Origin of the sequence: Spiroplasma endosymbiont of Megachile willughbiella, assembly GCF_964273395.1 — a bacterium.
GTDB lineage: Bacteria > Bacillota_I > Bacilli_A > Mycoplasmatales > Mycoplasmataceae > Spiroplasma_A > Spiroplasma_A apis.
On the sequence record NZ_OZ187005.1, the window covers coordinates 639,880 to 653,405 of the forward strand.

14 protein-coding genes are annotated in these 13,526 nt (G+C 26.6%); 13 read left to right on the forward strand and 1 reads right to left on the reverse strand.

From position 1 onward, the window contains the following. Positions 1-139: 139 nt before the first annotated feature. The 12 genes from rpsU to ACI2WZ_RS02815 all read left to right on the forward strand — a co-directional run bounded on the left by rpsU (position 140) and on the right by ACI2WZ_RS02815 (position 11,595). Positions 140-304, forward strand: coding sequence for a 30S ribosomal protein S21 (gene rpsU / locus ACI2WZ_RS02760; RefSeq protein WP_023789442.1), 165 nt, complete (start codon positions 140-142; stop codon positions 302-304). 139 nt (positions 305-443) lie between these two features. Further along, on the forward strand, positions 444-995 hold the full coding sequence (locus ACI2WZ_RS02765; protein ID WP_500244532.1) for a hypothetical protein: 552 nt from the start codon (positions 444-446) through the stop codon (positions 993-995). A gap of 59 nt (positions 996-1,054) precedes the next feature. Continuing rightward, entirely contained in the window at positions 1,055-1,621 is a 567-nt protein-coding gene (locus tag ACI2WZ_RS02770; RefSeq protein ID WP_500244533.1) for a helix-hairpin-helix domain-containing protein, read from the forward strand. Continuing rightward, the gene (gene ruvB / locus ACI2WZ_RS02775) at positions 1,608-2,552 is read left to right on the forward strand and encodes a Holliday junction branch migration DNA helicase RuvB (protein WP_500244534.1); all 945 of its coding nucleotides are present in this window, start codon (positions 1,608-1,610) and stop codon (positions 2,550-2,552) included. The genes ACI2WZ_RS02770 and ruvB overlap by 14 nt, the downstream gene beginning before the upstream one ends. 97 nt (positions 2,553-2,649) lie before the next feature. Next, positions 2,650-3,885, forward strand: a complete 1,236-nt coding sequence (gene ilvA, locus ACI2WZ_RS02780; RefSeq protein ID WP_500244535.1) for a threonine ammonia-lyase — start codon at positions 2,650-2,652, stop codon at positions 3,883-3,885. Then, positions 3,886-4,260, forward strand: coding sequence for a RidA family protein (locus ACI2WZ_RS02785; RefSeq protein WP_023789451.1), 375 nt, complete (start codon positions 3,886-3,888; stop codon positions 4,258-4,260). Between the two features lie 8 nt (positions 4,261-4,268). Next, complete coding sequence (locus ACI2WZ_RS02790; protein WP_500244536.1) at positions 4,269-5,897, forward strand: sulfite exporter TauE/SafE family protein; 1,629 nt, start codon at positions 4,269-4,271, stop codon at positions 5,895-5,897. Positions 5,898-6,043: 146 nt separating this feature from the next. Further along, positions 6,044-7,297, forward strand: coding sequence for a serine--tRNA ligase (serS, locus tag ACI2WZ_RS02795; protein WP_500244537.1), 1,254 nt, complete (start codon positions 6,044-6,046; stop codon positions 7,295-7,297). 12 nt (positions 7,298-7,309) lie between these two features. After that, positions 7,310-9,109 carry a threonine--tRNA ligase gene (gene thrS, locus ACI2WZ_RS02800; protein ID WP_500244538.1) on the forward strand — a complete coding sequence of 600 codons (1,800 nt, stop codon included), beginning with the start codon at positions 7,310-7,312 and terminating at the stop codon, positions 9,107-9,109. 87 nt (positions 9,110-9,196) lie between these two features. Beyond that, a complete protein-coding gene (locus ACI2WZ_RS02805) occupies positions 9,197-9,712 on the forward strand; it encodes a hypothetical protein (RefSeq protein WP_144083786.1) in 516 nt (171 codons plus the stop codon). 124 nt (positions 9,713-9,836) lie between these two features. Beyond that, positions 9,837-10,787: a hypothetical protein gene (locus tag ACI2WZ_RS02810; RefSeq protein WP_500244539.1), complete on the forward strand. Its 951-nt coding sequence runs from the start codon at positions 9,837-9,839 to the stop codon at positions 10,785-10,787. Further along, entirely contained in the window at positions 10,777-11,595 is an 819-nt protein-coding gene (locus ACI2WZ_RS02815) for a hypothetical protein (RefSeq protein ID WP_500244540.1), read from the forward strand. The genes ACI2WZ_RS02810 and ACI2WZ_RS02815 overlap by 11 nt, the downstream gene beginning before the upstream one ends. Before the next feature lie 29 nt (positions 11,596-11,624). On the opposite strand, the gene ACI2WZ_RS02820 is transcribed toward ACI2WZ_RS02815, so the two are convergent. Next, entirely contained in the window at positions 11,625-12,443 is an 819-nt protein-coding gene (locus ACI2WZ_RS02820) for a hypothetical protein (RefSeq protein WP_023789465.1), read from the reverse strand. Between the two features lie 93 nt (positions 12,444-12,536). On the opposite strand from ACI2WZ_RS02820, the gene ACI2WZ_RS02825 reads away from it, so the two are divergent. Beyond that, on the forward strand, positions 12,537-13,499 hold the full coding sequence (locus tag ACI2WZ_RS02825) for a hypothetical protein (RefSeq protein ID WP_500244541.1): 963 nt from the start codon (positions 12,537-12,539) through the stop codon (positions 13,497-13,499). The last annotated feature ends 27 nt before the right edge of the window (positions 13,500-13,526 follow it).

A 13,526-nucleotide genomic window follows, 5' to 3' on the forward strand; every position in this document is an offset into this window, starting at 1 on the left:
CCCTTATTTATAGTTATTTTAACTATATTTCTTTTACAAAAGTGATAATTTATAAAAAAAATGAAAAAAAATATGTAAAATTATTCACAAGATATACATTTATATGTATAATAATTTTGAATTAGGAGTTGAAATCTAGATGGCAAGTGTAGTAGTACGCGAAGGTGAACCAATCGAAAAAGCACTTAAACGTTTTCAAAAAGTAGCTGCCTCTTCTAAAGCAGAAGCGAGAAAAAGAGAGTATCACTTAAGCAAAAAAGAAAAACGTATTTACAAACAAAAACAAAACAGAAAATTTGGTTAATTCCAATTTTTTTATTTTTTACCACTATTTTCATATTTTTGTAAATTATAAATAATTTTACTAAATCTAGCTTTTTGTTTTAATATAGTGTTAAATACGATATAATTAATATGTTTACAAGTATTGAGGAGAATCGATTATGATTAAAGCAACTAAGGCAAGCACCAACCAAAAGTTTGTCAATGATAAAAAGAAAAATACAGAAAATAAAATGTCATCTGGTAAAGTTATTACAAGACCAAAAATGTTAGAAGAAAAACACTCAAAGATTTACCTTTTGAAGCAATCAGCTATCGTTGCATCTTCTAAAAGTGGTAAAAGTAATCTTTCTGAACTTCCTAAAGGGGTTCAAGATTCTATAAAAAATAAAGAAAGAATAGATTCAATTATAAATAGAAAAAATAATAACTCAGTCGATTCTATGAAAAATAAATATGACATCGACGGTAAACCTTTGACTTTAAAAAGAGCTAAGATGATCACCGAAGAAAGAAATAGTTTTTTCAACTCAAATAGAAATAAAAAAACAATTTCTGTTCCAACCGAAACAGAAACAAGCAAGGTAGTTAATTTAAGCAAAAAAGCTGAAGGTAAAAAAGCTAGCGTATCAACTAAGAAAAAAGAAACCAAAGTGGCATCAACAACTAAAAAAAGTGCTACTACAACAAAAAAGAAAAATATTAGTAAATAATTGCACGCAAGTGTAATTTTTTTATTTCCCAACTAGATTATACATATTGGAGGTTTCACATGTATTTTTTAAAAGGGGAAGTTATTGAACATAACAATAAGGATTTGTTGATTGAGGTTAATGGAATCGGTTATAAAGGTATATTAATAGCATCAAAAGACGAAAGTGTTTGTAAAACAGATTGTGATTTATTTTATATATTACATTATCGAAATGATTTTACAGATAAAATATTATTTTTTTATAATTCTAAAACACGTGATTTAGTTGAAATATTACTAGAAATAAAAAATGTTGGTTTAAAAACTATTGAAAATATCTTTGATAATGTCAAACTAGATGATTTTTTAGCTTATATAAAGTCAGGAGACATTTCTAGATTAACAGATCTTAGCAGAATAAGTGAAGTAAATGCTAAAAACATTATGTACAAATTGCGCGAGAAGTATTTCAAGCAAAAATATTCACAAAAACAAATGAATATCATCAATTCTTTACATAGACTTGGGTATAAAATTTCTGATGTTTATCAAGTTGTAAATAAGGTAAATTTTAGTCAAAAAGAAGACATCATATTGAAAGAATCTCTTATTTTGTTGGGGAAAAATATAAATGAATGAGTTTAGACCTGAGTCTTTTTCCGAATATATTGGTCAAAAAAATATTATTGAAAATTTAAAAGTGTGCCTTGAGTCTGCGCGAATTCGAGGTAAATGTGTAGATCATATTTTTTTGAGTGGTGGTAGTGGAGTTGGTAAAACTAGTTTAGCTTATTTAATTTCTAGAATATTAAAACAAAAGATTTATATATTAAATGGTCCTAGTTTGCAAAAAGCTAGCGATATAATTTCACCGTTAACAGCGCTAAAAAATAATGAAATTATATTTATTGATGAAGTACATTCTGCATCAAAAGAGGTTTTTGAGATTTTATATCCTGCTCTTGAAGACCGAAAATTGAGCATCATAATAGGTAAAGAATATAACTCTAAAATAGTTAATATCAAGCTACCAGAATTTACTTTGATTTGTGCCACAACTGAGATAAACAAAATAATACAACCATTTGTAAATAGATTTCCTATCAACTTTACATTCGACAATTATACAAATGAGGATATTTCTCAAATAATTAAAATAAATGTTCAAAAAATGAATTTTAACATAGATGATGAGATTGCAAATTTTATATCTGGTTTCTGTAAGTTAAATCCAAGGGTAGCTATCAACTTATTAAAGCGGATAAATGACTATGTTGTGATAGAAAAACCTTTAAGTATTAATATTGAGTTTATAAAAGATACTTTTAAAAAAATGAATTTATTTAAGTATGGCTTAACATCTTTAGAAATAGATTATTTAATCATATTATGGAAAAACGGTTGTTTAGGGATTGAGAGTATTCAACAAATTATAAATATGTCGCAACAACTTATTATAACTTTAATAGAACCAAATCTTTTAAAAAATAACTTAATAATAAAAACAGCAAGAGGAAGGAAGTTAACAAGCAAGGGAGTAAGTTTTTTAGAAAACTTTCTTAATATGAGTCAATAGATATAATTTTTAAAATAAAGTATTATATTGGAAATTTTACCGAAAATAGGTTTATTATAAAGGTGGTTGAGAAACCACGAATGAAAGAGGTGTTAATATGAGTAATAATATCACAAAAGAAGATATTGAAAAAAGATACGAAAAAATAAAACCTTTCTTAAATAAAACTCCTATGATATATGCGACCAAAATGAGTCAACTTACCGGGAACGAAATTTATGTTAAATTAGAAAATCTACAAAAAGCAGGTTCTTTTAAACTTAGAGGAGCCTTGTCTAAAATGATGTCAATTGATCCTGAAGTTTTGAAAAAAGGGGTTGTTGCTGCCAGTGCTGGGAATCACTCTCAAGGGGTAAGCTTTGCAGCTAATCTGTTAAAAGTGCCAGCTACAATTGTTATGCCAAAAACTGCACCGTTAGCTAAAATAAATGCAACTAGAAATTACGGTGTGGAAGTAATTTTACACGGAAATTTCTTTGATGACGCAAATGCTAAAGCAATGGAAATTGTAAAAGAAACAAATAAGGCATTAGTTCATGCGTTTAATGATATCGATGTTGTTATGGGTCAAGGAAGTATTGGTATAGAAATAATGGAACAAGTGAAAGATGCTGATTATGTACTAGTTCCAATTGGTGGTGGAGGTATATTAGCTGGAATTGCTACTTATATCAAAAATGTAAACCCTAATTGTAAACTAATTGGTGTTGAAAGTGAGAATGTACCAAGTTATTATGAAGCTAGAAAAAACAAAAAACCATTCATGGTTGACGGTAAACTTTCTATAGCAGATGGTATCGCTGTTAAACAAACAGGGGACGTAACTTTTGAATTACTAAACAAATATGTTGATGATGTGGTTTTAGTAACTGAGGAAGAAATAGCAAAAACAATTCTTTTCTTATTTGAAAATTGCAAAGTAGTTGCAGAAGGTGCTGGAGCTGTTTCGAGTGCGGCAATGTTATTTAATAAACTAAACATAAAAGGTAAAAAAGTTGTTTGTGTATTATCTGGTGGTAACATTGATGTTACAACATTTTTAAATATAACAAACAGAGCTTTGATTGATTTAAATCGTAGAGTGGTTATCAAAATAGATGCTCCACTAGGAAAAGGACATCTTTCAAAAATTACTAATATTGTAGATAATAATGGAGTGCAAATACATAAAATCTCAGATTCACAATTAGAAAATACTTTGGGAATTAATAGAGAAATTATAAGATTAGTAGTTGATATCAATACTAAAGAAGAGTTAAAAAATGTGATTAATGACTTGGAAAAAGATGGATATTCAGTTATGGAGAAAAAATTTTTAAATTCTATCATTTAAATGAAATATATTCATACCCCAAAAGCACCAAAAGCTGTTGGTCCTTATTCACAAGCAATTCAATTAGATAACGGTTTCTTGTATGTTTCAGGTCAAATTGGTTTAGACCCTAATACTATGGAATTGAAATCTGATTTAAAAGGTCAAACTGAACAAATTTTTGCTAATATTTCTGAAATATTATTAGCAGCGGGTTACACAAGAAATGATGTTATTAAAACAACTATTATTTTAGAAGATATCAAAGATTTTTCAGAAGTTAATAATTTATATGAGAACTTTTTCGAAAACCATAAACCAGCAAGAAGTACATTTGCTGTAAAAAACTTACCAAAAAATAGTCTAATAGAAATAGAAGTTATAGCTTTTAAGTAGCATAAAGAATGAGTAATCAAAAGTTAATCAAAAATGTTATGGAAAACGAAGAAGAACTACAAACTCATATATCTAACCTTTATAATTTAGCAGAGATAAAAATAGAAATGAAGACATTCTACAAAGAGCAACTAGGATTTTTAAGAAAAGAATTTAAGAATCAGAGGCTAACTAAAGAAGAATTTGATCAAAAAGTTGTGGAATCAACAAATTTATATTCTGAATATGTATCCAAAATTAAAGACTATTTAGATTTAAATTATTCACTAGCTATTTGAGAGTATAATCAATCAAATTTAATAAAAAATAATTTAAACTATATTGAATTAAAAGCTGAATATCAAGTAAAACTAGAGAGTTTAAAGCAAGAAAATAACAAAGATAGTATCAAGAAAGTAAAACAAGATTACTCAATTTTAAAGAAAACTCTAAAACCTAGAAATATAGCTTTTATTGCGATTTTAGGGACTATCAGTTTATTGATTATTAGTTTGATTGTTAATTACTTATATTATTTTAAAGTAGCTAATAATGGAGAAACATTTAGTTTTAAAGATAAGGATCAGATTACAGCCTTTATATTTATGTGTATCGGTGTTTGTTTGATAATAGGATTCTTGGTCTTTATAATTACCAAAACAACGAAAAGAATTTTTCTAGATAAAGAAGAAAACCTATTTAAGACTTCTTCTATTGGATTCATAGGTAGTTTTACTGACACAATTGGTGTTGGTTCATTTGCTGTTACAGTTGCTGCATTAAATGCCACTAACACAGTAAAAAATGTGAAGAATTTACCTGGAACTTTAAATATTGGCTTAACTATTCCAAACTTATTAGCTGGTACTTTGTTCGTGAGTGCTATACAAGTTGAATTAGTGACATTGATTAGTCTTGTAATATCAGCTATGATAGGTGCATTTCTAGCAGCTAAAATAGTTAACTTAGTTAATAAAAAAGTAGTAGCTTTGTTTGTATCAGTTTGCTTAGCAATTGCTGGTATATTAATGATTCTTGCACAAGTTGGTTTATTTGAAAACGCAGGAACTAAAGGGCTATCTGGTTGAAAATTAGGTGTTGGTATATTAGCATTCTTTATAATTGGTGGTTTACAAAGTTTTGGTATCGGTTTATATGCACCCGCATTAGCGATAGTTTCATTATTAGGAATGGAAACAATTATTGCATTTCCTATAATGACCTGTGCAGCTGGTTTTGCATTGCCAACAACAGCATGAACTTTCCACAGAGATAATAATTATAATCCTAAAGTAGCATACGGTTTGCTAATTGGTGGAGTATTTGGTACAGTGTTTGCATTTTTTACTATATTTGTAGGTATTCAAGGTGGTTTAAATATCAAGATGAATGACTTTACATATTACTTAAAATGATTTGCTGTTATAGTTATGTATTACGCATCATTTATGTTATTTCGTAAGTTTTTAGCTCTTAGAAAAGAATCGCTCGGTCTCGTTAAAACTGAGCCAGAAAATTATTACGAGAAGTATGGTACTAATTATTTAAAAATGTTAGATAAAAATTTCTCATCAATTATGGATTCTAAACAAATTGATATTACTAAAATCAATTTAAAAATTGACAAAAATAAAATAGAGAAAAAAAGTTGGAAGTAAATTATAAAACTTAATAAAAAAACTTTTTCAAATGCCTTGTTAATAATAAGACACTAGAAAAAAGTTTTTTGAATTTTGTCGCGGTAGTACCATATAGTTAAAATTCCAAAAGTATATATTTTTTCTCATGGACTGGAGACATTAAAATGTTAAGTATTGATTACATAGAAAATAATAAAGATGAAATAATTAGATTGCTTAATACTAGGCAAAAAAATTATACAAAAGAGATTAGTGAACTTTTGTTACTCAATAAAAAACGAAAGAAAATTATTTATGATTTAGAAAACTTAAAGTTTGAGAAAAATAAGATAACCAAAGATGTACAAAACAAAATTGTTGTTTTAGAATCTGTAAAAGTAAAACTTCAAGAAATAGAAAAAGAAATTTTGTACTTAGAAAAGATTTTAAGTGATATAGAGTCTAAGATCTTTACAATTAATATCAACATACCAAATATTCCTGATAAAAGTGTAATAACTGGTTTTGATGAAAATGATAATAAAGAGATAAGAAACTGAAATGATGACAAAAAAGTTGCATCAAATTTAAGTCATTGAGAAATTGGTGAGAAATTAGGATTGATTGATTTCAAATTAGGTACTAAATTAGCTGGATCTAGATATGTTGTTTATAAAAATAAAGGTTCACAACTAATAAGGGCTTTAATTGATATATTGTTAAAAAAACACTCAAAAAAAGGATATCAAGAGTTTTGGTTACCTTTAATTGTTAACGATAATATTATGTTTGGAACAGGTCAGTTACCAAAGTTTGAAGAAGACCTTTATAAGTTACAAGAAGGGGACCAATATTTAATTCCAACCGCAGAAGTTCCATTAACAAATTTATTAAATTCAGAAGTTATAGAACATTCAAATCTTCCATTATATTACACTGCATTTACACAATGCTTTAGAAAAGAAGCAGGAAGTGCCGGTAAGGATACTAAAGGAATAATTAGATTACACCAGTTCAATAAAGTTGAAATGGTCAAAATCACTGATAAAGATAGTTCTTTTATAGAGTTAGAAAAAATGGTTGAAGATGCTGAAGAGTGTTTAAAATTATTCAATTTACCATATAGAGTATTGATGTTGTGTACTGGTGATATGGGTTTTGCATCAGCAAAAACATACGATTTAGAAGTTTGATTTCCAAGTCAAAATAAATATAGAGAGATATCATCTTGTTCAAATTGTTTAGATTTTCAATCAAGAAGGATGAACTCAAAATATAGAGTTAACGGTAAATTGGAGTATTTACATACCCTAAATGGATCAGGTTTAGCAATTGACCGATTGCTTGCAGCCATTTTAGAAAATTATTATGATGGAGAAAAATTAGTATTACCAGATGTTTTAAGACCATATTTTGATAATAAAAGTTTTATAGAATAATGAGGTATATGTATGGAACTAGATATTATTAATTTTAAAAAAATAATTGTAGAAGAAAACATGTCTGTTAAAGATATTAAAAAAAATATAAATATAGAATGAAAAAAATATATTTTAAAACACAACGATTTAATACTAAACGATGAAGTGATAATAAAAATGGGATGCACACTAGAACTTTGCGAAAAAAATGACGAGTTAACTGAAATAACTATGAACAATATAGCAAAAAATTATCTTTACTCTTTATTAATTTCTAAATACAATTCTAAAATTTATAACTATTTTACAAATGACAATTTTATTTTATTTGACACAACAGAGAATTTAAGCGGAGTTAATAATACTATTATAAAAATTGCTAAACCTATAAAAAGTTTATCAATAAGTGACGAGATTGAAAAAGATCAAAATGAGAATTTGTTTGATTTAAAAGAACTTGATTTTACAAATATTCAATATAAAGAAATAATATTTAAAATCATAAACATTTCTGCTTTTCATTTAAATGAAGAACAATCAATACAAAAAATTGAATTTATATACGGTTTCGATAATGAAGAAATTCTAAAAAAAAGTGAGCTTTTAGATGAAAAAAGACAAAGAGATCATAGAGTTATTGGTAAAAGATTGGAAATATTCAATATAGACCCATTAATTGGTCAGGGATTACCTATTTGATTACCGAATGGAACAATTTTAAAAAGCGAGATAAAGAAATACTTGTTGGAAAAGGAGTTCGAATATAAATTTATACAAATAGAAACACCTGTATTAGGTACAGAATTGCTATATAAAACATCAGGACATTGAGACCATTATCGTGAAAATATGTTTCCTTCAATTGAAATGGATAATAAAGAAAATCTTGTTTTAAGACCAATGAATTGTCCTCATCACATTTCGGTATATGACTATAAAAAAAGAAGTTATAAAGAATTACCGCTAAGGTTTGCTGAACACGCAATACAACATAGATATGAATTTTCTGGAAGTTTGACAGGATTGGAAAGAGTTAGGGCGATGGAATTAACTGACTCTCACATTTTCGCAACAAAGGAACAATTAAAAAACGAGTTTTTAAATTGTTACAAACTTATCAATGAAGTATTAGAAAAATTCAATATAACTATCAACTATATTTCTTTATCTTTAAGAGACCCTGATGATAAAGAAAAATACTATGATGATGATGATATGTGAAATGAAGCAGAAAATAACTTAGAGCAACTATTAGATGAGCTAAAAATTGATTATAAAAAAATGGTAGGAGAGGCTGCATTTTATGGTCCAAAATTGGACATACAGGCTAGAACTTCTCAAGGGCATGAAATAACTGTTTCTACAATTCAATTAGATTTTTTACTACCACAAAAATTTGACCTTACATATGTAGGACCTGATGGTAATCTTATTAGACCAATTATGATACATAGGGGATTAGTTGGTACATACGAAAGATTTATTTCTGTTTTATTAGAACAAACTAACGGAGAATTTAGTACATGATATTCTCCTGTTCAAGTCGATATATTATCTTTAGGAAAAGATGTAAATGATTATGCACAATCTATCCAAGACATTTTATTCAATAATAAAATAAGAACATCATTGGATGATAGTGATGAGAGAATTGGTTACAAGGTTAGAAACTCAATCATAAAAAAAACACCATACTATATAGTTATTGGAAAGAACGAAAAAGAGAATAATATATTAACAGTAAAAAAATACTCAAATAATACAGAAATCAAATATAAAATAGATGATTTTATATCAATGATAAAAAAAGAAATAGAAGAAAGAATATAAAAAAATAGGCAGACGTTTTTAAAAATGGAGAAAAAATATTTTAAAAAGTGGTGTATAATCAACTCAAATAAAGGTGTGGTGAATAAGTTGGAAAATAAAATTTATAACTTAAAAGAGTCTAGCTTGGGTAAAATTACATTTTTAGATGGCACAGCTTTTTTAGCGGTGTCATTTCTTTCAGACAGTGGACAAAAAATTAATGAGGTTCTAATTGTAGGGTCAATTGATGAAGGTATTAAGAGACTTCCATCATGAATTTTTGATTTAACTTCAAAATATATTCAAGATAAAGGTTTTATGAGAAACGAAATTACGAATTGACTAATAGAAAATTGACTAGATCCTGGTATAACTACCTTTAAACAAAGAATGGCTGAAAAATATGGATTTGATGAATTTTTAAATCAAGACCCAATAGAGTGAATAAAAAAAGAACCTGAAATGACACCACTAACCTTAGCTCATATAGCGATAAATTTTACTAATGGTTATTTATCTTTACCATTTAGGGAATTTGAAATCACTGTAAAATTTGTAAAAAATATATTAGCGATAAATTTTTGAGAAGAAGGTAATCCAAAAAATAGTGATCCTATAAAATAACAATAAATAATGTTTATGAAAAGGTTTATACCTTTTTTTATTTTGACTTAACTATTTTAACCAACAAACAAGTAATAGTTAAATGTTAGGTTTCAATTTGTTATAATTTGAATGAGGTGCTTATATGAAAAAATTTTGAAGAATCATAAGTGGAAATTTTATATTTTTACCTTTATTATTAAGCACATCTTGTGGAACCAGCAAACCAGTTATAGTTGCCGAAGAATTTAACAATAATTTTGTCTATGTTAACACTTTCTCATCAAAAAAAACAAATGATAAAAAATTCTCAATGCTTCCAGATTTTAACAATAATAATCTAGATAATTTAAAAAATTTTGTAATGAAGGACAATTATTTTGGATTAAATTGCAATGATGCGATGAAATGCGAAAGAGAAAAAGAGTACACAGCTCAAAACATAATGAGTAGCGACTATAATAATCCTTTAAAAGAAAATAAGAAGGATTTTGACAATATCAAAAAAATACAGTTCTCTTATGACAAGTTAGCAAGATCATTAAATGTTATGCCATCTAATGGTGAAATCTTTTACAAGATGGAAGGTAAACAAATTACTATCGATGAAACCGAAAATACATATTATTTCAACGCATTGGAAGAAAGTAAAGATTTAATATTATTTTCTGAACAAAACGTGACTTATAATTCTAATAATAATCACAGAGAAAGATTGGCATTTTACAACACTTCATTTATACTAAACATAAAAGCTTTGAAAAGCTTGTTAAATATTGATGAAAAAGTTTCTGAAAACATTGAAGTTCAAAAAAACACAATTCAAGAAGAAGAGGATAAAGATAAGAAGGATAATTCAATGTCCGAACAAATAAAAGAAGAGGAAAATTTAGGACATAAAATAGTTATTACCGTAAAAGAATCAAGGATAAATAATGTAAAGAATTATATTAAAAAAATTCTAAATAATTACGATCAATCTTTAGTTTTTGAAGGAAATATATCTCAAAAATTCGAACCATTTTCATTTGAAAAGAATTTAATAAAAAAAATAGAAGTTTTAAAAGTAAGTGAGGAAAGTAAAGATGAAATTTAAAAAGTTTTTAACTCTTTTTTCTTTAATACCAGTTTCTTTTTCACCTCTTACAGTTATTTCTTGCGAACCAATACAAACATTTCCTTCTATAAGTTCACGTATAACAACTGATGGTTTAGAAAAACTTTTTTCTGGTGACAATAAAATAACACCGGTTAATTTTAAATATCTAGAATACATAAATGGTTATTGAGAACACAATGGTTTTGAAAGCAGTTTAGATACATATAAAGTAAACAATCACATTGTAAATATATATGGCGAAACAGAAGAGGAAATTGCTGAAAAAATTTTTTTTACATCATTAGCTCAGATATTTGATACTTCTTTAGTTAATAATGAGTATGATTTTACAGGGTTAACTTTTGTAATAGAAAATATTTTTGTTGATAGCTTAACATTTAACTATCAACAAAAAATTCTCGAGACAAATACACAAACAACACTAGCAGTTACTGTAAATAAAGGTTGAGAAACTAAAGGAAAAATGCTATTGGAAGTAAAAACATCAGAACCATATTCAGAAATAGATGCTTATGCATTTATTTGTAAATGAATGGAGAGCACTTTATATAATTTTAAGGTTTTAGAGTATAACGAAAAAGAAGCCATTTATTTTATTAATGATGATTTTTCCTTTGAAAATGAGGAACTTATAACAACCTTGATTCAAAAAAGCAAAAGTTTAAATGGATTAGTTGTTAAAAAAAGTGATATTGAATTAAATAAAGATTATTTTATATTTTTAAATAAAAAGTTTATGCATATCAAAGACAAAGACACTAACTTAGAGACAAAAAAAATTTAAAACTTATAACAATAGTTACAAGTTTTAAATTAATGTTGATCTAAAGTTGAATATACATCGACAATTAAGTCGATTTTTGCACATATTTCATCGCATATTGATATACCTTGATTAAAGATTACAACTTTGGATCTTTTATCAATAACACCAGTGTTTAATTCTTCTATATCAAATTGATCAATTTCGTTGCCAATTATTGTACCAAAATAATGTGCAATTATAGTGGCTGCTTCATTTCTATCCTTTATTTCATTATTATGATTTTGAAGTATATCTAATTCTTCTTTATAATTTTCTGCATGAGTAGGGTGGATTGTCGACCAATGTAACAATTTATCGATACTTGTTTTTAATTCACTGTCTAATATATACTCAATATCTTCTCGTTCAATTTCTTCGAAGATCGTATCTTTACCTAACTTATTTTTTAATACTTCTATTACTTTTAAAGCTTTTTGAGTACTTTTCGATATGCTACCTAGTTGCATTTTAACGATTACTTCAGTAACTTTTTCATTTATATCGCTGGCATTGGTTTTAAAAGCCTCTATTAATTCATTTTGCAAGGTATTTCCTCTAACATCTTCTTTACCATCCGCTGTTTTAAGTATCATCTTGTCAATGAATGAATTAACTTCTTCAAGAGTCTCAATAATTTTTACATCTTTCTTAAGATTTGTAAAAATTTTATTTAATGTAGCTAAATTTGGTGTGAAATCCGCATCTTCATCGGTACCTACATCAAAAAAACCAACTTTAAGTTCATCCATCTTAGTTGTAAAAAAGTTTTTAAATCATTGTGAACTCACATTGTTTGTGAACTCATTCAAAATACTAAAATTTTTCATTTTAATTTATACCGCCTAACAATTATATAATATATTATTATTGATTTATTTTAATATATATTATGATAATATACTATTAAAGTAGGTAAAATAATGAAAAGAAATTTGATAAAGTATCTCGATGATGGTTCTTTTCTTTTAAATAAACACCAAAGCTTTTGATTTGATAAAACTGTTGCAAGGAAGTTATTAGAAAACATACAGTTTCCAATAATAGTATTAGACACAGAGTTTTTCAATCACTCACATGACAATGGCGAAATATCAGAAAAATTGTATAACGAGAATGATAAAGACCTAGTTTATGTAATACAATATAGTTTTGCAAAATCTTTAAAAGAAATATCGCATAGAGATAATAAGAAAGCGATTAAATCTATAACTATCAAAAGAGCTCATAATGATACAGATTATGACTTTCATAAACAATATAAAAAAATGATAACAAGTTTTCTTAATATGTGTAGAAATAAAGAAATAAGAACAATAGTTTGTGCTGGTGCAACAAATGACATAAAAATAATAAATAAATGAATAAACGATAACAAACATTTTTTCACTCGAAAAACCCTAAATTTAGCTTTCTATAACAAAGAAAAAGGTGAGTTAAATGCAAATTATTTCGACATATATGATATATTAGAAAACTCTATGAGTTTTACAAATACCAATAAAGATGGAGAAAGTTTTTGAAATGCTAATTATCTACCTATTGGTAAACAGGGACATGACTCTATAGCTTTAACAAGTAGTAAAAAGTTCTTTGATTGATTTGCTTTAATATCTGAAAATACATTAAAACAAGAAAATGAAGACATTTACAGTATGTGTTGCAGTGCCTATAATTTTTATTCCTACCCAGTAAATAAAAAAATGAGTTTCGAACAATATCAAGAATTGAATAAGATAATTAAAAAAGTGATAGACCATTGTTACAACGATGTCTTAAAAGTGCTTTTCTTTTTAGCGTTTGTTTACGAGTTTACTTACTTACCTTTGTCTAAAAACAGTTATATCAAAAAAAGTGACATGCTAAGTAATACAAATAAGAAGTAGGAAATCAATTTAATGTATAATTATATT